At 62.5% G+C, this 17656-nt stretch carries 20 protein-coding genes; 11 read left to right on the top strand and 9 right to left on the bottom strand.

Features of this window, described 5'->3' with window-relative positions:
- Window positions 1-17 precede the first annotated feature (17 nt).
- A complete protein-coding gene (locus tag PRZ03_RS03765) occupies window positions 18-1508 on the bottom strand; it encodes an NAD-dependent succinate-semialdehyde dehydrogenase (protein ID WP_273599097.1) in 1491 nt (496 codons plus the stop codon).
- 161 nt (window positions 1509-1669) lie between these two features.
- Between PRZ03_RS03765 and alaS the strand changes: the two genes are divergently transcribed.
- Both alaS and PRZ03_RS03755 read left to right on the top strand, forming a co-directional pair.
- Complete coding sequence (gene alaS, locus PRZ03_RS03760; RefSeq protein ID WP_273599096.1) at window positions 1670-4300, top strand: alanine--tRNA ligase; 2631 nt, start codon at window positions 1670-1672, stop codon at window positions 4298-4300.
- A 92-nt stretch (window positions 4301-4392) separates the two neighbouring features.
- Window positions 4393-5106, top strand: a complete 714-nt coding sequence (locus PRZ03_RS03755) for a UPF0149 family protein (RefSeq protein ID WP_273599095.1) — start codon at window positions 4393-4395, stop codon at window positions 5104-5106.
- 15 nt (window positions 5107-5121) lie between these two features.
- On the opposite strand, the gene PRZ03_RS03750 is transcribed toward PRZ03_RS03755, so the two are convergent.
- Window positions 5122-5634 carry an SET domain-containing protein gene (locus tag PRZ03_RS03750; RefSeq protein WP_273599094.1) on the bottom strand — a complete coding sequence of 171 codons (513 nt, stop codon included), beginning with the start codon at window positions 5632-5634 and terminating at the stop codon, window positions 5122-5124.
- Window positions 5635-5930: 296 nt separating this feature from the next.
- Here PRZ03_RS03750 and PRZ03_RS03745 point away from each other — a divergent pair, with 296 nt between their 5' ends.
- On the top strand, window positions 5931-6455 hold the full coding sequence (locus PRZ03_RS03745; RefSeq protein WP_273599093.1) for a GNAT family N-acetyltransferase: 525 nt from the start codon (window positions 5931-5933) through the stop codon (window positions 6453-6455).
- 30 nt (window positions 6456-6485) lie between these two features.
- Here PRZ03_RS03745 and PRZ03_RS03740 read toward each other — a convergent pair whose 3' ends face one another.
- The 4 genes from PRZ03_RS03740 to PRZ03_RS03725 all read right to left on the bottom strand — a co-directional run bounded on the left by PRZ03_RS03740 (window position 6486) and on the right by PRZ03_RS03725 (window position 9847).
- Entirely contained in the window at window positions 6486-6791 is a 306-nt protein-coding gene (locus tag PRZ03_RS03740) for a hypothetical protein (RefSeq protein WP_263531848.1), read from the bottom strand.
- Between the two features lie 158 nt (window positions 6792-6949).
- Window positions 6950-7945: a cytochrome d ubiquinol oxidase subunit II gene (locus tag PRZ03_RS03735; protein WP_273599092.1), complete on the bottom strand. Its 996-nt coding sequence runs from the start codon at window positions 7943-7945 to the stop codon at window positions 6950-6952.
- Window positions 7942-9267, bottom strand: a complete 1326-nt coding sequence (locus PRZ03_RS03730; protein WP_273599091.1) for a cytochrome ubiquinol oxidase subunit I — start codon at window positions 9265-9267, stop codon at window positions 7942-7944. Before PRZ03_RS03730 ends, PRZ03_RS03735 begins: the two co-directional genes overlap by 4 nt.
- A gap of 1 nt (window position 9268) precedes the next feature.
- Window positions 9269-9847 (bottom strand): GbsR/MarR family transcriptional regulator, encoded by a 579-nt coding sequence (locus PRZ03_RS03725; protein ID WP_273599090.1) that lies wholly within the window; start codon window positions 9845-9847, stop codon window positions 9269-9271.
- Between the two features lie 266 nt (window positions 9848-10113).
- Between PRZ03_RS03725 and PRZ03_RS03720 the strand changes: the two genes are divergently transcribed.
- From PRZ03_RS03720 to PRZ03_RS03695, 6 genes are all read left to right on the top strand, one after another.
- Window positions 10114-10950: a dienelactone hydrolase family protein gene (locus PRZ03_RS03720; RefSeq protein WP_273599089.1), complete on the top strand. Its 837-nt coding sequence runs from the start codon at window positions 10114-10116 to the stop codon at window positions 10948-10950.
- Window positions 10950-11531, top strand: a complete 582-nt coding sequence (locus PRZ03_RS03715; RefSeq protein WP_273599088.1) for a GNAT family N-acetyltransferase — start codon at window positions 10950-10952, stop codon at window positions 11529-11531. The genes PRZ03_RS03720 and PRZ03_RS03715 overlap by 1 nt, the downstream gene beginning before the upstream one ends.
- 78 nt (window positions 11532-11609) lie before the next feature.
- Window positions 11610-12170 carry a DUF2975 domain-containing protein gene (locus tag PRZ03_RS03710; RefSeq protein WP_273599087.1) on the top strand — a complete coding sequence of 187 codons (561 nt, stop codon included), beginning with the start codon at window positions 11610-11612 and terminating at the stop codon, window positions 12168-12170.
- Window positions 12170-12412 carry a helix-turn-helix domain-containing protein gene (locus PRZ03_RS03705; protein ID WP_263531840.1) on the top strand — a complete coding sequence of 81 codons (243 nt, stop codon included), beginning with the start codon at window positions 12170-12172 and terminating at the stop codon, window positions 12410-12412. The genes PRZ03_RS03710 and PRZ03_RS03705 overlap by 1 nt, the downstream gene beginning before the upstream one ends.
- 320 nt (window positions 12413-12732) lie before the next feature.
- The gene (locus tag PRZ03_RS03700; RefSeq protein WP_273599086.1) at window positions 12733-13032 is read left to right on the top strand and encodes a hypothetical protein; all 300 of its coding nucleotides are present in this window, start codon (window positions 12733-12735) and stop codon (window positions 13030-13032) included.
- A 33-nt stretch (window positions 13033-13065) separates the two neighbouring features.
- Complete coding sequence (locus PRZ03_RS03695; protein ID WP_273599085.1) at window positions 13066-13866, top strand: hypothetical protein; 801 nt, start codon at window positions 13066-13068, stop codon at window positions 13864-13866.
- A 9-nt stretch (window positions 13867-13875) separates the two neighbouring features.
- Here the strand turns inward: PRZ03_RS03695 and PRZ03_RS03690 are convergent, their stop codons facing one another.
- Window positions 13876-15408, bottom strand: coding sequence for an acyl-CoA synthetase (locus PRZ03_RS03690; RefSeq protein WP_273599084.1), 1533 nt, complete (start codon window positions 15406-15408; stop codon window positions 13876-13878).
- A gap of 97 nt (window positions 15409-15505) precedes the next feature.
- Here PRZ03_RS03690 and arsC point away from each other — a divergent pair, with 97 nt between their 5' ends.
- Window positions 15506-15865 (top strand): arsenate reductase (glutaredoxin), encoded by a 360-nt coding sequence (gene arsC, locus PRZ03_RS03685; RefSeq protein WP_273599083.1) that lies wholly within the window; start codon window positions 15506-15508, stop codon window positions 15863-15865.
- On the opposite strand, the gene PRZ03_RS03680 is transcribed toward arsC, so the two are convergent.
- On the bottom strand, window positions 15853-16344 hold the full coding sequence (locus PRZ03_RS03680) for a GNAT family N-acetyltransferase (RefSeq protein WP_273599082.1): 492 nt from the start codon (window positions 16342-16344) through the stop codon (window positions 15853-15855). The two genes, arsC and PRZ03_RS03680, sit on opposite strands and share 13 nt — an antisense overlap.
- A 118-nt stretch (window positions 16345-16462) precedes the next feature.
- On the opposite strand from PRZ03_RS03680, the gene PRZ03_RS03675 reads away from it, so the two are divergent.
- On the top strand, window positions 16463-17377 hold the full coding sequence (locus PRZ03_RS03675) for an alpha/beta fold hydrolase (RefSeq protein WP_273599081.1): 915 nt from the start codon (window positions 16463-16465) through the stop codon (window positions 17375-17377).
- Here the strand turns inward: PRZ03_RS03675 and PRZ03_RS03670 are convergent.
- Window positions 17332-17652, bottom strand: a complete 321-nt coding sequence (locus PRZ03_RS03670; RefSeq protein WP_273599080.1) for a DUF4212 domain-containing protein — start codon at window positions 17650-17652, stop codon at window positions 17332-17334. The genes PRZ03_RS03675 and PRZ03_RS03670 overlap by 46 nt on opposite strands.
- Window positions 17653-17656: the final 4 nt, after the last annotated feature.

The raw sequence follows: 17656 nt of genomic DNA, 5'->3' as shown, positions 1-17656 counted from the left end.
CAACGATCAATCAAGCATTACTTGTTGATATCGCCCAGGCAGAGGTACTTGATCTCCACATAGTCATCCACACCCTGGTGCGCGCCCTCGCGACCCAAACCGCTTTGCTTGACGCCGCCAAATGGCACTTCCGCCGTGGCGATTAGCCCTGTGTTGATGCCCACCATGCCGTATTCCAGCGCCTCGCCGACGCGGAACACCCGGCCAATGTCGCGGCTATAAAAGTAACTGGCCAGTCCGAACTCGGTGTTGTTGGCCAAGGCCACCACTTCCGCCTCGGTCGTGAACTTGAACACCGGCGCCACCGGGCCGAAGGTTTCTTCACGCGAGCACAACATTGCCGGCGTGACGTCGGCGAGCAGGGTCGGCTCAAAGAATTGCGCACCCTGAGTGACAGAGCGCTGCCCACCCGCCACCAAGCGAGCACCCAGCGCCAGCGCGTCGGCCACATGGGACTCAACCTTGGCCATTGCCGCCTCATCGATCAAAGGGCCGACATTGACGCCGGCCTCGAAGCCATTGCCCAGCTTCAAGCCGCCCACCTTGGCGGCCAGTTTCTCAATGAAAGCGTCATACACGCCAGCCTGCACGTAGAAGCGATTGGCGCAGACACAGGTCTGGCCGGCATTGCGGTATTTGCTGGCAATGGCGCCCTCGACCGCGCTGTCCAGGTCGGCATCATCGAACACGATGAAGGGCGCATTACCGCCCAACTCCAGGGACAGCTTTTTGACCGTTTGCGCGCATTGCCGGGCCAGGATGCGTCCGACCTCGGTCGAGCCGGTGAAGGACAAATGCCGCACCACATCGCTGTCGCACAGCACATGGCCGATGGCCACCGAGTTGTCGGCATCGGCCGTCAGCACATTCAAGACCCCGGCCGGCATGCCAGCGCGCTGAGCCAACTCGGCCACGGCCAGCGCCGACAGCGGCGTTGCCTCGGCCGGCTTGATCACCACCGTGCAGCCGGCCGCCAAAGCCGGAGCCACCTTGCGCGTGATCATTGCGACAGGGAAGTTCCAGGGCGTGATCGCCGCGCAGACGCCCATGGCCTGCTTGATGACGAGGTAGCGTTTGTTGTTGTCAGTGGTCGGGATGGTTTCGCCGTAGATGCGCTTGCCTTCCTCGGCAAACCATTCGATGAAGCTGGCGCCGTAGACCACCTCGCCGCGCGCTTCGGCCAGGGGCTTGCCCTGCTCGGCCGTCATGATGCGGGCCAGGTCGTCGGCATGCTTGATCAGCAGTTGTTGCCAACGCATCAGAATGGCGCCGCGCTCCTTGGCCGTCTTGGCGCGCCAGGGGCCAAGTGCATTATTGGCGGCGGCAATCGCTGCTTCGGCCTCGGCCGCGCCGAGATTGGCCACCTCGGCCAGCAGGGCACCGGTGGCCGGGTCGGTGACGCCGAACTGCGCGCTGCCGGCCACCCATTCGCCATTGATCAGCGCCTGCGTACGCAAAAGGCTGGCGTCATCCAGGGCGGCCAACGGGGAGCTGTTGTTGTTTGTCATCTGTCTATCTCCTAAATCGAAGGTCTTGAGTTCGCACTCTAACCGCTCTTGGGCGCCGCCTCTTCGCGGCAAGGGCGACCCCCGCCCTTATAATCAAAAGCTCCAAAAATCAAGCATTTACTGCGCCCAAAAGTGCAGTCACAGCAGAAAGCCCCCCGGGAATGAAAGCAGCAGAAATCCGTTCGACCTTTCTGAAGTTCTTCGAGAGCAAGGGTCACCAGATCGTCGCCTCCAGCCCGGTCGTGCCCGGCGATGATCCGACGCTGCTGTTCACCAACGCCGGCATGAACCAGTTCAAGGACGTGTTCCTGGGCTTTGACAAGCGCGCCTACAGCCGCGCCACCACCAGCCAGAAATGCATACGCGCCGGCGGCAAACACAACGACCTCGACAACGTCGGCTACACCGCGCGCCACCACACCTTCTTCGAGATGCTGGGTAACTTCAGCTTCGGCGACTATTTCAAGGAAGACGCGATTGCTTACGCCTGGGAATTGCTGACCGAGCACTTCCATCTGCCGGCCGAGAAGCTCTGGGTGACGGTCTACGCCGAGGACGACGAGGCTTATGAGATCTGGAACAAGAAGGTCGGCATCCCCGCCGAGCGCATCGTGCGCATCGGCGACAACAAGGGCGGCCGCTACCTGAGCGACAACTTCTGGATGATGGGCGACACCGGCCCTTGTGGCCCTTGCACCGAGATCTTCTTCGACCATGGCCCCGAAGTGGCCGGCGGCCCACCCGGCAGCCCGGACGAAAACGGCGACCGCTATATCGAGATCTGGAACAACGTCTTCATGCAGTTCAACCGCACCGAAGACGGTGTGATGCACAAGCTGCCAAAGCCCTCGGTCGATACCGGCATGGGCCTGGAGCGCTTGGCGGCGGTGTTGCAACATGTGCACTCGAACTATTCGATCGACACCTTCTCCGCGCTGCTCGAAGCGGCCAAGAAGGCCGTGGACGAAGCCGGTGCCTTGGACTGCGACAAAGACAGCGCCTCGCTGAAGGTCATCGCCGACCATATCCGCGCTTGTTCCTTCACCATCGTTGACGGCATCATTCCGGGCAATGAAGGTCGCGGTTATGTGCTGCGCCGCATCGCCCGCCGCGCCATCCGCCATGGCTACAAGCTCGGTGCCCGCACCACCTTCTTCCACAAGATCGTGCCCGAGTTGGTCAACCAGATGGGCGACGCCTACCCTGAGTTACGCCAGGCACAAGCCCGCGTGACCGAAGTGTTGCGCCAGGAAGAAGAGCGCTTCTTCCAGACCATCGCCAACGGCATGGAAATCTTGGAAGGTGCTTTGACGCCCGAACTGAAGCAACTCGACGGCGAGTTGGCCTTCAAACTGCATGACACTTTTGGCTTCCCCGTCGACCTGACCGCCGACGTCTGCCGCGAGCGTGACGTCACGGTCGACCAGGCCGGTTTCGATGCCGCGATGGCACGCCAGCGCACGCAGGCCCGCGCCGCCGGTAAGTTCAAGATGGCGCAAGGCCTGGCCTATGCCGGCGTGCCGACTGCCTTCCACGGCTACGAGCACCTGGTCTGCGAGACCTCCAAGGTCACGGCGGTCTACATCGACGGCGCAAGCGTCACTTCGGCCAAGGCCGGTGACGATGCGGTGGTGGTGCTGGATCACACGCCTTTCTATGCCGAGAGCGGCGGCCAGGCCGGTGACGCGGGCGAGCTGCGCAACCCGTCAAGCCGCTTCGCCGTGGAAGACACGCTGAAGATCCAAGCCGATGTGTTCGGCCACCATGGCCGCGTGTTGGAAGGCACGGTCACGGTCGGCGATGTATTCACCGCCAAGGTCAACGCAGAGTTGCGGATCAAGAGCGTACGCAACCACAGCGCCACCCACCTGATGCACAAGGCCTTGCGCGAAGTGCTGGGCAGCCATGTGCAGCAAAAGGGTTCACTGGTGAATGCCGAGCGCACCCGCTTTGACTTTGCGCACAACTCACCCGTGACGGCCGAGGAGATCGCCAAGATCGAAGCGATAGTCAACGCCGAGGTGCTTGCCAACGCGGCGGCCTCCGCCGAAGTGATGGCGCTGGACGACGCGCAAAAGAGCGGCGCGATGATGCTGTTCGGCGAAAAGTACGGCGAGACCGTGCGCGTGCTGACGATTGGCAGCTCCAAAGAGCTATGCGGCGGCACCCATGTCAAGGCGAGCGGCGATATCGGTCTGTTCAAGATCGTCAGCGAAGGCGGCGTGGCCGCCGGCGTGCGCCGGATTGAAGCCGTCACCGGCGACAACGCCTTGGCCTATTGCCAGGAACTGGAAAACACCGTCGGACGCGCCGCGCAGGCCTTGAAGACCGCGCCGGCCGAGTTGGAAACACGTCTGCACGCGGTGCTGGATCAGGTCAAGTCGCTGGAGAAAGACCTAGCCGCCGCGAAGAGCCGGCTGGCCTCGGCCCAAAGCAATGAGCTGCTGAGCCAGGCCGTGGATGTGCAAGGCGTGAAAGTGTTGACGGCGACCTTGAGCGGCGCCGACGCCAAGACCTTGCGCGAAACCATCGACAAGCTGCGCGACAAGATGCAGTCGGCCGTGATCGTGCTCGGTGCGGTCGATGGCGATAAGGTCAACTTGGCGGCCGGCGTCACGGCCGACCATATGGCCCGCGGCTTCAAGGCCGGTGAGCTGGTCAATTTTGTCGCCCAGCAATGCGGCGGCAAGGGCGGCGGCAAGGCCGATCTGGCGATGGCCGGCGGCACGCAGCCGGCAGCGCTGCCGGCTGCATTGGCCAGCGTCACCACCTGGGTGGCAGGCAAACTCTGATTTAAGTACCATGCATCTGACAAGGGCCCTCGGGAACAACCCCAAGGGCCCTTTTTCTTCTTGTTCCCTTTCCCCTTCTTCAGGAGTCCGCCATGAGCGACACCACGATTGACCACGCCAACGCCGAACGCCTGGCCGCCCTCTTGCAAATGCTGGCCGCCAACACGCCCGAAGACGAGGACGCGGTGCCGATCGATACGCTGGACGGCTACCTGACCGCCTTGATCGTCGGACCCACCGATGCCGGCCCGCTGGAGGCGATGGACGCCTTGTTCGGTGATGACTGGGCGGACGAACTCGACGAGCAAGACGTCACCGAAGAGTTCATGACCGTGCTGCATGAGCGTTGGAACGAGATCACCCTGAGCCTGGAGCCGGTCGCACTCGGCGCCGACCCGGAAGCGCTGCTGATCGAGCCGCTGATCACCGAGTTTGACGAAGCCACCAAGGCCGGCCTCTTGAGCCAAGGTGTGCTGACGGCCGAACAAATTGAGCAATTGCCATCGAACGGTCTGATGTGGGTCGAGGGCTTTATGCAGGCGGTTGAGGACAACGAAGCCGACTGGTACATCTTCGACGAAGACAGCGACGATGGCCAGATGCTGGACGCGATGTTGATGGGTGTGGCCGCGGTGGCGATGCCGCCGGGCGATCAACTCGAAGCCTATATCGATGAGCAGTACGACGAAGACGAAGAAGTCGACGAAGACGTGCTGCTCGACGACGCGCTTTTCTCGGTGCAGGATCTGCGCACCTTCTGGCTGCAGCAAAAGCTGGCGCAACAAGCGCCGAACCTGGCGTCCTGATTCACGCCAAGGCGTTCAGAGTTTGCCGCTGCAGTTCGCTGCACCGCAGCGGCAGCTGAGCCGCCCCTCATGGTGGCTTTCGCCGTAATGGCAGGTCAGCTCTTCGCCGGGCTCAATATCGCGCAAGGCGTAGAACTCGACCCGCCCTTGGCTGATGCGTAAGACCGCATTGGGCGCGCAGCAATGGTTGATATTGCGCAGCGCGGTGACCGAGTCGGTCGCGTCGACCGCGCGGGTTTCCGACACTTCAACGATGTGGATACGCGCCCTGCCCTTGGCCCGGCGCCGTGCTTCGCGCACCGAGATCGATTCGCCGCGCAATTCACCGATCTTGCGCCGCACGGGGATTGCCTCTTCGGCAAACACACCCAGACCGTCGATAGTGCTTGCGCCCACCCGCAGCGCAAAGCGCTCGGCCGGCTGCAATTCGCGTTTTTTGGACTGGCTTTGGGTGCTTGCGCTCTGCGCCGCCTCATCGGGTTGGGGCGCTAGGCTGGTGGGTGCAGGGATAGGGCTGAGTCTTGGCATGATGGGGCGATTGTCGTTGGCACGCCGCAAATTTCAATAGTGCTTGACCGAGCCTTGCCGCCCCCCGCATACTGGCCCGATGCAAGCCGCCCGCCAATCTCTAACTGCAAACATCAGCATGCTGATGTGCGTTGCGCTGGACGGTCTATTTATGGCCCGTCAAGAACCCGAGCTTGGTCAACAGCGGCAGACCTAGGCTCTAGAAGTCAAAGTATTCCCCCTCCCTGTCAAAGCCCGCTGATCCAGCGGGCTTTTTTGTTTTACCAACGGCTGCAACCCAACCCAGGAGAACTCCGATGCAGATCACCATCCGCCGCGCCCAAATCAGCGACGCCGCTGGCTTCGCCGAATTGATGACCCACCCTGAGGTGTTCGCGAGCCTGCTGCAAAACCCCTACTCCTCGGAAGACCAATGGAAGGCTCGTCTACAAGAAGGCGCAACCCCGGGCAAGGTCGATCTGAGTCTGGTGGCCCTGAACGCCGAGGGCAAGTTGGCCGCCAGCGCCGGTTTGTTCGCTGTCGGCCCGGCGCTGCGGCGCCGTCATGCAATGGGTTTGGGCATTTCGGTCGCGCCCTGGGCGCAAGGTCAGGGCGTGGGCAAAGCGATGATGGCGGCGCTGCTGGACTATGCCGACAACTGGGGTCAGGTCTTGCGGATCGAGTTGACCGTCTACGCTGACAACCAGCGTGCGATCAAGCTGTATCAGAGTTTTGGCTTCGAGCAAGAGGGCCGCATGAAGGCCTATGCGCTGCGCGCCGGCGCCTATGTGGACACCTTGGCGATGGCCAGGCTGCACCCGAAGCCACCGAGCTGGGGCTAAAGCCTATGGATCGGCCTCAGGCCGATCCCTTCAGATGGGCTGGAATTGCGCCCGTCTGCTTTCGGGAACACGCAAAAGCACGACTTGCTTATCGCTCTGCTGCCCTTCGCTCTGACCTTGCACCACCACACGTGGCAGTTGCTCGGCCACCGCCCGATGCTGCGGCATGGCACTGAGGCGCTTGCCGGTGATCACCAAGCGAGCCAACTTGACAACTTCGCTGGCCTCGGCCGGGGCGGCCGGCGCCAGGCAAGCCCCCAGCGCCGCCAGGGTCAGGCACAAGGAAGATGCACCAAAGCGGCGCGTTTGTCGGCTGGCTTTTTTGCTGAACAACATCTGCGAACTCCCCGCCCCTGTGGAGCAAAATTTGTGATCGGAGTATCGCCAGATCGCCGTCGCTGCTCCAGCCCCGAGTGACGAACTGCAGTTTTCGGCGCTCCAAACGCGGCGCCCGGGGGTGGGCCTCGCCTTTTGCTGCACCGCTACCTGCGGTTTCAAGCGTATTTCAGCTCCCCCGACTTGCCCCAAAACACCCGGTAGGCAAACACCGTGTAGATCAGAATGGCCGGCACCGTGCCCGCCACGCCCCACAGGATGAACTGCAAGGACTTGGGCGCCGCAGCCGCCTGCCAGACCGTCATCTGCTCGACCACCACAAAGGGATAGAGGCTGTAGGCCAGGCCGATGAAGCTCATCAACATCACCACCACCATCAGCGCAAACGGCAACCAGCACAGCTTGCCCAGCACGCGGTGTGAGTTGAGCAAGGCGCGCAGGGCCAGCAGCGCCAGCGCCGTCGACAAAGGAATGGGCAGCAGCGCAATCAACTCGGGCATCCGGAACCAGCGATCGCTGACGGTCTGGCTGAGCATCGGTGTGGTGATGGACACCAGCGCCAGCCCCAGCACCACCGCTGGCCAAGCCAGTTTGGCGCGCCGCACCGCCAGCGCCTGCAAGCTGCCCTCACCCTTCATGATCAACCAGGCCGCACCCAGCAAGGCATAGGCGGCGGCCAGCGCCAGCGCGATCAAGAGGGCAAACAAGGTATAGCCCCAGCCCTGCGCAAAGCCGGTGATGTAGCGCGCCAGCATCCAGCCCTGCGACAGCGCGGCCAGCGCCGACCCGGCCATGAAGGCGCGGTTCCACAGCGGCTGCCAACGAGTTTGCGCCTTGACGCGGAAGTCAAACGCCACACCGCGCAGCGTCAGGCCCAAGAGCATCAGCGCCACCGGCAAGTACAGCGCTTGCAGGATCACGCCATGCGCCTTCGGGAAGGCCACCAGCAAGATGCCCACGCCCAGCACCAGCCAGGTTTCGTTGGCATCCCAAAACGGGCCAATCGAGGCGACCATCTGGTCCTTGTGCTCGCTACTCGCCCCCAGCATCAAGAGCCCGACACCGAGGTCATAACCATCCAGCACCACATACACCAGCAGCGCCAGACCCATCAGGCCCATGAAGACCAAGGGCAACCAGGTTTCGGTATTCATGCTGCACTCCCGTGGGTGATTTCTGTTTTCTCGGCCATGTACTTGATCACCGACACGTAGGCGATGATCAGCCCAAGGTAAAGCACGATATAGCCAACCAAGGTCGCCACGATCATCGGCGCCGGCACGGCGGAGGCCACATCGGCGGTACGCAAGAGGCCATAGACGATGAAGGGCTGACGGCCGATTTCGGTCACATACCAGCCGGCAATCGTGGCCAGCCAGCCGGAGAAAGTCATCCAGGACAGGCCGATCAAGAAAGCTCTAGGCAGGCTTTCAGCAGCCCAGCGCCGGCGCCGGTACAGCCACAAACCGCCCCAGCTGAACGCCAACATCAACAGCCCTGTGCCGACCATGATGCGAAAGCCGAAGAACAAGGGCGCGACAGGAGGGTGGGCACCCTTGAACTCATCCAGCCCCTTGATTTCGCCGTCGGCATGATGCGTCAGCACCAGGCTGGCCAGCTTGGGGATGCCGATCTCGAAATCATTGCTGCGCGTCTGCGCGTTCGGCCAGGCGAACAGCAGCAGCGGCGCGCCACGTTCGGTCTGCCACACCCCTTCCATCGCCGCGATCTTGGCCGGCTGGTGTTTCAAGGTGTTGAGCCCATGCATATCGCCGACCAGAATCTGCAGCGGGATCAGTACGGCACCCAGCGTCAGGCCGACCCGCAAGACCCGCGCCGTGTGCGGCTGCACCTTGCCCTTGAGCAATTGCCAGGCACTGACGCCGGCCAGCAAAAAGCTGACGGTCAAACCCGAGGCCAATAACTTGTGCGTCAAACGGTAGGGGAAGGACGGGTTGAAAACCACCGCCCACCAATCCAGCGCATGGAACTCGCCATTGATGATCTCGAAGCCCTGCGGCGTATGCATCCAGGAGTTCAGGCTCAAGATCCAGAAGGCGCTCAGCGTCGTGCCAAAGGCCACCATCACGGTCGCGGCCAAGTGCACACGCTCGCTGACCCGGCCATGGCCGAACAGCATCACGCCCAGGAAGCTGGCTTCCAAAAAGAAGGCCGTCAGCACCTCGTAACCCAGCAAGGGGCCGGCGATATTGCCGGCTTTCTCCATGAAACCCGGCCAGTTGGTGCCAAACTGAAAACTCATCGTGATGCCGCTGACGACGCCCAGCGCGAAGCTCAAAGCAAACACCTTGGTCCAGAAACGATAGGCGCTCAGCCAGGCCGCGTCATGCGTCAACAACCAGCGCGCGCGGAAGAACAAAAGCACCCAGGCCAAGGCAATATTGATGGTCGGGAACAGGATGTGAAAAGTGATGTTGGCGGCAAACTGCATGCGGGCCAGAACGACGGCGTCCATCTCATTCGCCTTCCGCAAGGTTTGACTTGCCACTGACCGCGCGGCCGATGCGCCCCGGCAGCTCCAGCATCTTCTGCACCTTGGAGCCCATCTTCATCAGCTGACCCAAAGTCTGCGAATCCATCTTCTGGATGTCGTCAAACCAGGTCGTCATCAGCTCGATCAGATCGTGCATGCCGCGCATGCGCTCTTGCGCCACGCGGTCTTCCTCGCAGGTCGGCGTCTCCAGCAGCGCATTGCGCAGCATGGACAGCGTCGGCTCGATCTCGCGCCGGCGGCGCTCCTCGGCCAGCGTGCGGAAAATCTCCCAGGCGTCACTGGGTGCTTCGAAATACTCGCGCCTGTCACCGCTCATGTGTCGCAGCTTGACCAAGCGCCAGGCCTGCAACTCCTTCAGACCCATGGACACATTGGAGCGGCTGAACTCCAGGTTCTCGGCAATTTCATCGGCGTTGAGCGCCTGCGGCGAAACGAATATCAGCGCATAAATTTGCCCCACCGTGCGATTGATGCCCCAGCGGCTGCCCATCTCACCAAAGTGAGCGACAAAGCTGCGGACCAACGGGCTCATTGCATTCATCAGTAGAACTCCTTGCCTTGGCTCAAACAAAAGCGACTGCGCTTTTGACGTGACGCAAAGTTTATCCAACTTTCAGTAATTACTGAAAGTTCAGTTAAATAAAGACTTACGAAGAGGGCTTTGCTGGCGGCAGGCGTGAGCTGCTGTGGCCGAGCGGAACTGGGCCGGGTCGGTTCGGGCCAATAATCGCGCCCATGCAATTGCTTCACACACCTCCTACCTTTCCCCTTTCAAGCCGAGGGCGCTCCCGGTGGCTCGGTCTGCTGATGCTGCTCTGCGCCTGCAGCGCGCAGGCAGAAAAGGTCCAAATCGCCAGCTTTGATCAAGCGCAGGGCCAAGCCATCAACTTGCTAGGCCACTGGTTCCCCAGCAAGGCCGCCGCGCAAGCGCCCGCACCCGCCGTCGTGCTGCTGCATGGCTGCGGCGGCCCCTATGACAAAAAAGGCGCGTTGTCCGAGCGCATGCTGAATTACATCGACGTACTCAATGCCGAGGGCTGGCATGCATTGGTGCTGGATTCGCTGACGCCACGCGGCGAGAAAGAGCTGTGCACCCAGAAAATCGGCACACGCAGCGTCACCATGACCGAACGCCGGCGCGACACCTTTGGCGCCTTGCACTGGTTGGCTGCGCGCGCGGATGTCGACCCCGCCCGCCTGGCCTTGCTGGGCTGGTCCAACGGCGGCAGCACCGTCCTGGCCAGCAGCAATAAGCGCCATGCCGAAGTCCAAGCTGCGGCAGGACTTGGCATCAAGCTGCGCGCCGCCGTGGCCTTTTACCCGGGATGCGAGGCCGATTTGAAACGCGGCTATGCGCCCCTGGCACCCTTGCTGATCCTCAGCGGCGGCAGCGATGACTGGACAGCTGCCGCCCCTTGCGAAGCCTTGGTCAAAGCGTCTGAGCCCCAAGGCATGGCCAAGCCGCAGATCAAGGTCTACCCCGGCGCCTTTCACGGCTTTGACGCCTTGGCGCCGGTGCGGCTGCGTGCCGATGTACCTAACGGCGTCACGCCCGGTGCGGGCGTTCATGTGGGCGGCCAAGCCGCCGCGCGCGAGGCCTCCCGGCAAGACCTGCTGAGCTTTCTACGGGAGCATTTGAATTGATGAGCGCCGTCCCCTTGCAACTGCACACCGAGCGCCTGCTGCTGCGCGCCGCATCTGCCGCACTGGCGCCGGCGGTCAACGGCTTTCAGATGCGCAATCTGGCCCATTTCGCACCTTGGGACCCGCCTTATGCGGCCGACTATTTCGAGCCCGAAGGTGTCAGCGCTCGCTTGGACAAGGCCGAACAGGACTTTGCCGCCGGCAGCGCCTTCGGCTTCTGGTTCAGCCGCCTGGATGCACCGGCCGACCTGATCGGCAAGGTCAACGTGACCCAAGTCAGCCGCGGCCCCTTTCAAAGCGCCTCGCTCGGCTATGCCATCGATGCTCAGGCGCAGGGCCAAGGTCTGATGCATGAAGCCTTGCAAGCGGTGATTGCGCTGATGTTTGCTCCGCCGGTGCGCCTGCACCGCTTGCAAGCCGCGGTACGACCAGAGAACCGCGCCAGCTTGGCGGTGATGAAACGCCTGGGATTTGCACATGAAGGCCTCAGCCGGCGCTACCTATTCATCGCCGGCGCTTGGCGCGATCACGAGACTTTCGCGCTGATCAATCCAGATTGGGGTCTTGACGAGTCCCCCTGAATCCATGGGCGCCAGCTATTTACAATAATTTATTATTGTTTTACAGTAAACAATTATTGAATTTAGCTAAACATGCTCATGGACTCAAGGCCTTCTCAAGACAGTGACAAGCTTGCCCGCGTGCGCAGGCTGAGCTGGTGGGTGCGGCTTTTTTGCCTGCTGGGCGCGGTGGCCCTGGTGTTGGCCCCGGCGCTGCTGTGGAGCCAGCCAGAATGGCTGGAGTCGGTCGCGCGCACCAGTTGGGTCAGCAAGACTGCGCCTTTGCAACTCGACGCCGGCAGTCGCTTTTGGGGCTGGCTGGGTAGCTGCTTGCCGAGCGCCGTCTTGCTTTTTGCGCTCTGGCAGATTTGGTCCTTGTTCGGCTACTACCGGCGCGGCGAGATTTTCAAAGCCGGCCCGGCCACTCATTTGCGTCGCCTCGGCGCGGCGCTGATGGTGAACGCCGTTGCCCAGCCCATGTCCACCACCTTGGGCGTGCTGGCGCTGACCATGGGCAATCCGCCTGGCCAACGCCAACTGATGCTCGGCCTAGGGTTCGAGCATTTCACCAGCTTCGGCTTTGGCCTCGCCGTCTTGGTCATCGGCATCGTGATGCAAGAAGCAGCGCGGGTGGCACAAGAGAATGCGGAGTTCGTCTGATGCCGATTCAAGTCACGCTGGATGTGATGCTGGCCAAGCGCAAGATGCGTTCGCGCGAGTTGGCCGAAGCGGTGGGCATCACCGAGGCGAATCTGTCGCTGCTCAAGTCGGGCAAGGTACGTGGCGTGCGCTTCGACACGCTGGCCGCCATTTGCAAGGTGCTGCATTGCCAGCCCGGCGAACTGCTTTGTTATTTAGACGGGCCTGAATTGCCCTCGGACAACTTGCCGCCGCAAGCATGAGCAGTTTCAATACTGGTACACAGCGGCGCTGGGCACTCTTGCCTTTGTTGGCCCTGCTACACCTGGGTGTTGGGCTGCTGCTGGTAGCACAGGGGCGCCACGCTTCACCGAAGCCCAACACGACCGAGCGCATTGAAGTGCGTCTGCTGACGCAAGCGGCGACTCGCAAGCCTGTACCGCTAGACAATCTCCGCCCTGCACAGGCAATAGTTCAGGAAATAGCGCCAGCAAGGAACCGCAGCCACAGCATCACAAGCACGCTAGCTGGATCACCCATTCCCCCTCCTGCAGACCTCATCGCTAGCCCAGCAGCGCAGGCAATGGAGCCAGCGCCGCCCGCAGCACCTAGCAGCGACAAGGCCGCACCGCCACTTTTGATCAACTCCGACGCCACGCGCCGAGCCATACGTCAGGCCACTCGCGCGCCCCTGTTATCAGAGCGTGCGGCCCAAGCCATGGGCGACGGCCCGCCGCTTGAACAGTCGGCTCGTTTGGGTCAGGAGATCCAGAAAGCCGGCAATGGCGACTGCCTTAAGGGCGAATTTGCCGGCGGCGGTGCGGGCATTTTGAGCCTGCCGTTTTGGCTGCTGGCCGAGGCGCGCGGCAAATGCGCCCGTTGATATTGAACTTTTAGTCTTCTTCCACTGCCCTCTATGAAAATCAAACACCAACTGCTCTCTCTGGCTTGTGCACTCGCTTGCGCCACAAACCTCGTCCATGCGCAAGACGCACCCGAGGTGCTGGAATCGGTCTCCGTCAATATGAAGCGCGACGGCAGCATCCGCCCTTACCGGCAGATGAACGAGGTCTTGAGCATGGTGCAACGCTATGGCCAAGGCCTGTTCCGCTTGGAGTTCAAGTTAGAGGCCAAAGACCCCAAAGTGCCGCTGCCGAAAGTGCCCAAGCTGGCCGTGATGCATGCCGACGCATACGTCCCCATCGCCATGCAGGCCGATGGCAGCTTCGAGTTGCCGGTGCTGCCCAAAGAGCAGGCCCAGGACGCCGAAATCGCCAGCAATCTGGTCAAGGGCACGGCCAAGATGAGTGGTAGGCTGTTGTTGACCATCAAGCCCGAGCAGCTCGATATGGCCATGGTGCGAAAAATCGTCGGCACCGCGACAAGCATGCGCAGCGAGATCTTGCCCTGGTACTTGCGCTGGGCCTTCCCGCAGGCCGAGGGCGTACGAATTTGCAGCGCACAGGCCAACTGGGAGCTGGAATGGCCCGATCCTGCCGCCAACAAAGCCAACAACACAGCCGGCCAGTTGCTGTCGATTGCCTTGAGCGCCGAGCCCAAACAACTCGACCCCCATGAAAGCGGCGCTGCCAAAAAATCAGCTTCTGAGCGCCGGCAGTGCACGACGCTCACCGGTCAGGAACGCTGGCCCGACAAGGCCCACTTGCTGGCGCCAGCCGACGCAAGCTTGAGCCTGCGAGTTAGCGGAGAGTCTTGAGTCTTGCCTTCAAGCCGCAAGGGCTTGAGACTTGAGGCGCGGCACAAGGCGCTGCTGTTTGCCACCGCTCGTCAAGCAGTGCAGGGCCTGGCCTTGGACTGCGCGCTCGCTTGATTTGCTCCGATCGCCGCAGCGCCCCGCATAGAAAAAATAGCCGTCGGCGTCCAGGCGCGCCCGAACTCCGGTGCGGCACCAACTGTCAGCAGGGTCGACAGCAAACTGGGCCTGCGTGGCAAGCTGATCACCCCAATAGCCGAGAAAGAAGGCCGGGTCTGGCGCGCCCCGCATATCGCACCTGTGCACCGCCACTTCACCGCTGACGCCCGAGGCGCAGATCTGGCCCGCCTCATCAATCACGGCCACACGGTGGCCCGGCAAGGCCCGCCCCATGCTGCCCGGCCGTGCCGGCCAGAGCCGGCTGCAATTGCCCAGCACATGGTTCATCTCGGCTGGCCCGAAAACCTCATTGACCGCCACGCCGAGCTGGCTCTGACAGTAGGCGAACACCTCCTCGCCAAGCGCGCAGACTGGGTCAGGCGCCTCACCCCACTCACTCGCACTGACGATGGCCTGCAGCTTGAGCGCATAGCGTTTGGCCGGCTGGGGCAGCGCCTTGCGCATGGCCTCCAAGTCCGCCGGGGCCAGGACGGTATGGGTGACGCCGTGGCGCTGCATCAGCTCAAAAGCCTTTCCCGGCGCAAAGCGGCCTTGGTGCGCGACGATAGGCCGGCCGAAATACAGGGTCGGTAACAAGGCATTCATCAGGCCACCTGCGCTGGCCCAATCGGCCGGGCTCCAGAACAGCGCGTCTGACTTCTTGCCGGCATCGGCCGGGTCAAAGCCAAACCAGTTCTGGCTGGTGACAAAACCGCTCAAATTGCCGATCAAGGCACGCTGCGGGATCAACACGCCCTTGGCGGCGCCGCTTGCGTCAATCGTGCCGCTGCTGTAGATCAGGAGCGCCGGCTCGTCTGCCCGCGTCTGCACCGCTGCGAAGCGCGCCGGCTCGGCCTGCAAGGCATGCATCCAGCACGCCTCTCGCTCGCCCTGCGGCTGGCCACCCACCGCGATCAGCTCACGCAGCGCGGGGCAACTGGGCTGCAAGGCCTGCAAGAGCGGCATGCCGGACTCATCAGCAATCGCGAGCACGGCGCCGCTGTCACGCAGCCTAAAGCCCAGCGCAGGCGCACCCAACATATGCGACAAAGGCAGGGCCACGGCACCGAGCTGGTTAATGGCGATGTGCGCGACCACCGTTTCAAAACGCTGTGGCAACAAAATGGCCACCCGGTGACCGCGCTGCACACCGCGGCGCTGCAAGGCATTGCTCAAGCGATTGGCGGCGCGTTGCAACTGGCCGAAGCTGTACTGGGCACGGCAGCCACCGTCGCCCTCAAAAATAATGGCCAGGGCGTCCGGCGTGCTGCGGACCCAACGGGCGCAACAGGCTTCGGCAAGGCTGAAGTACTCGGGCACGGCCCACGAAAAACCGGCGTACAGCGCGGCATACGCATCCGCTGCAGCACCCAAAAGTTTCTTCATCTACCGCCCTCTCTGTGACGCCAGCAAGTCGGGCATGGTAGCCAAGGCGGGCCGAATGGCTCTCATGGAATGCCCTTGGTCGACTTAAACTCCGCCCATGACCATCCAGTTGATTCACAACCCCCGTTGCTCCAAGTCGCGCGAAGCGCTGAGCCTGCTGCAAGCCGGCGGCCACACCGTGGAAGTGATTGAGTACTTGAAAGCCTCGCTGTCCTTGGCTGAACTGAGCGAGCTGCAGCGCAAGCTCGGCCTGCCAGCGCGCGACATGCTGCGCAGCAATGAGGACGAATACGCGGCGCTGGGCCTAGCCCGCCCCGACCTGAGCGAGGCCGAGCTCTTGGCCGCCCTCGCGGCTCACCCCCAACTGCTGCAACGGCCTATCGTGGTGGCCGGCGAAAAGGCCTTGATCGCACGGCCGCCCGAGCAGCTAGCAGCCTGGTTGCTTCAGGCCCTGTAGCGCGTCAAGGCATCGCCGCTGAGCCGGCAGATGCGCCAGTCGGGCATGACGCTGGCACCCATGTTCTCGTAAAAGCGGATGGCGTCCTCGTTCCAGTCGAGCACGCTCCACTCGAACCGGCCGTAATCGCGCTCATTGGCGATCTGTGCCAGACGGGTCAGCAAGCCCTTGCCCAAGCCGGTGCGCCGGTGCGCCTGGCGCACATAGAGGTCTTCCAGATACAGGCCGGGCTTGGCCAAAAAGGTGCTGAAGTTGGTGAAGAACAAGGCGAAGCCCACCACCTCCCATTGACCGTCAATCTCGATCTCACCCACCAAGGCCTCGATCACCGGTTTAGGGCCGAACAGGAAAGGCTCCAGTTTGTCGGCCGTCAGCGCCAGCATATGAGTGAGTTGTTCGAACTCGGCCAACTCGCCAATCAGGCCGACGATGGCCGGCACATCGCGTGCTTCAGCGGGGCGTATGGTGTGAGAAATCATGGGCGCGATTCTGCCCGCAAAAAAAATGGGGTGAGCTCGCAGAGATGCGAACCCAAGGACCGCGGCCTGTCGCAAAGCCGACAGCCAAAGCCAATGGGCTGAGGCTACAGTGCGCCGCATGACTGCTACCGCCTACCTTGCCCGCCGCCCGCACCAAAGCCGCTTTATCGACCTGCGCGGCCTGCGCCACCATGTTTTGCAATGGGGTGAGCAGCCAGGCGCCAACTTGCCCCTTTTGGTGATGCTGCACGGTTGGATGGATGTGGGCGCGTCCTTTCAGTTCGTTGTCGATGCGCTGCATGCGGCCGATGGGCCGGCGCGCCAAATCATCAGCATCGACTGGCGCGGCTTCGGCCTGACACAGAGCAGCGGCGCCGATGCCTATTGGTTCCCCGACTACCTGGGCGACCTCGACGCCTTGCTCGACGCGGTCAGCCCCGACCGCCCGGTGGACCTCTTGGGCCACAGCATGGGTGGCAACGTGGTGATGAGTTATGCCGGCGTGCGCCCTGCTCGCGTGCGCCGCCTGATCAATCTGGAAGGCTTCGGCCTGCCCGAAACGCAGGCCGCACAAGCGCCAGGTCGGCTGGGCAAATGGCTGGATGATTTGAAGACGCCCCAAGCACTGAAAAGCTATCCCGACCTGGCGGCCGTGGCGGCCCGATTGATGAAGACCAACCCACGCTTGTGCGCAGCCAAAGCGGCCTGGCTGGCGCCGCACTGGGCCCGCGAGGAGGACGGCGCCTGGCACATCCTGGCGGACGCGGCGCATAAACGCGCCAACCCCATGCTGTACCGCAAGGATGAAATCCTCGCCACCTGGGCGCGCATAGAAGCCCCCTTGCTCTGGGTCGAGGGCGCTTGCACCGATTTAGCCAAATTCTGGGGCAATCGCTACCCGCGCAGCGAGTTTGAGAGCCGCCTGAGCGTCGTGCCGACGGTGCAACGCCAAGTCTTGGAGGATGCCGGCCATATGCTGCACCACGATCAACCCGAGGCACTGGCGGCCGCGCTAGCGGCCTTTTTGGACTGATCAAGACAGGCCGCCTCAAGCTTGCGCATGGCCCGGGCGTAATAGGCAATCAAGGCGCAATACAGCAGCAACAGCCCTTGGGCGGCCACCCAAAAACTGAAAGGCCAGCCGAAAAAACTGAAGCTCAGCTCGCGCGCAAAAAATATGCCGCCAAAGGTGGCCAGCGCCCAGATCAGCAAGAGCGCAAAGCTCAAATTGCGGCAGCGCCGCCAGTAGCTGGCAGCGCGCTCACCGGCTTGGTCTTGCAAGAATTGCTGGCGCGTGGATGGATTCATGGCG

The organism is Roseateles albus (genome assembly GCF_028595345.1).
GTDB classification, from domain to species: domain Bacteria; phylum Pseudomonadota; class Gammaproteobacteria; order Burkholderiales; family Burkholderiaceae_C; genus Paucibacter_A; species Paucibacter_A albus.
This window is presented reverse-complemented; position numbering and strand designations above follow the sequence as displayed.

Bases quoted from the DNA above. Each gene is read 5' to 3' on its own strand.
- PRZ03_RS03765 (WP_273599097.1), bottom strand. From the start codon at position 1,508: ATGACAAACAACAACAGCTCCCCGTTGGCCGCCCTGGATGACGCCAGC.
- alaS (WP_273599096.1), top strand. From the start codon at position 1,670: ATGAAAGCAGCAGAAATCCGTTCGACCTTTCTGAAGTTCTTCGAGAGC.
- PRZ03_RS03755 (WP_273599095.1), top strand. From the start codon at position 4,393: ATGAGCGACACCACGATTGACCACGCCAACGCCGAACGCCTGGCCGCC.
- PRZ03_RS03750 (WP_273599094.1), bottom strand. From the start codon at position 5,634: ATGCCAAGACTCAGCCCTATCCCTGCACCCACCAGCCTAGCGCCCCAA.
- PRZ03_RS03745 (WP_273599093.1), top strand. From the start codon at position 5,931: ATGCAGATCACCATCCGCCGCGCCCAAATCAGCGACGCCGCTGGCTTC.
- PRZ03_RS03740 (WP_263531848.1), bottom strand. From the start codon at position 6,791: ATGTTGTTCAGCAAAAAAGCCAGCCGACAAACGCGCCGCTTTGGTGCA.
- PRZ03_RS03735 (WP_273599092.1), bottom strand. From the start codon at position 7,945: ATGAATACCGAAACCTGGTTGCCCTTGGTCTTCATGGGCCTGATGGGT.
- PRZ03_RS03730 (WP_273599091.1), bottom strand. From the start codon at position 9,267: ATGGACGCCGTCGTTCTGGCCCGCATGCAGTTTGCCGCCAACATCACT.
- PRZ03_RS03725 (WP_273599090.1), bottom strand. From the start codon at position 9,847: ATGAATGCAATGAGCCCGTTGGTCCGCAGCTTTGTCGCTCACTTTGGT.
- PRZ03_RS03720 (WP_273599089.1), top strand. From the start codon at position 10,114: ATGCTGCTCTGCGCCTGCAGCGCGCAGGCAGAAAAGGTCCAAATCGCC.
- PRZ03_RS03715 (WP_273599088.1), top strand. From the start codon at position 10,950: ATGAGCGCCGTCCCCTTGCAACTGCACACCGAGCGCCTGCTGCTGCGC.
- PRZ03_RS03710 (WP_273599087.1), top strand. From the start codon at position 11,610: ATGGACTCAAGGCCTTCTCAAGACAGTGACAAGCTTGCCCGCGTGCGC.
- PRZ03_RS03705 (WP_263531840.1), top strand. From the start codon at position 12,170: ATGCCGATTCAAGTCACGCTGGATGTGATGCTGGCCAAGCGCAAGATG.
- PRZ03_RS03700 (WP_273599086.1), top strand. From the start codon at position 12,733: ATGGAGCCAGCGCCGCCCGCAGCACCTAGCAGCGACAAGGCCGCACCG.
- PRZ03_RS03695 (WP_273599085.1), top strand. From the start codon at position 13,066: ATGAAAATCAAACACCAACTGCTCTCTCTGGCTTGTGCACTCGCTTGC.
- PRZ03_RS03690 (WP_273599084.1), bottom strand. From the start codon at position 15,408: ATGAAGAAACTTTTGGGTGCTGCAGCGGATGCGTATGCCGCGCTGTAC.
- arsC (WP_273599083.1), top strand. From the start codon at position 15,506: ATGACCATCCAGTTGATTCACAACCCCCGTTGCTCCAAGTCGCGCGAA.
- PRZ03_RS03680 (WP_273599082.1), bottom strand. From the start codon at position 16,344: ATGATTTCTCACACCATACGCCCCGCTGAAGCACGCGATGTGCCGGCC.
- PRZ03_RS03675 (WP_273599081.1), top strand. From the start codon at position 16,463: ATGACTGCTACCGCCTACCTTGCCCGCCGCCCGCACCAAAGCCGCTTT.
- PRZ03_RS03670 (WP_273599080.1), bottom strand. From the start codon at position 17,652: ATGAATCCATCCACGCGCCAGCAATTCTTGCAAGACCAAGCCGGTGAG.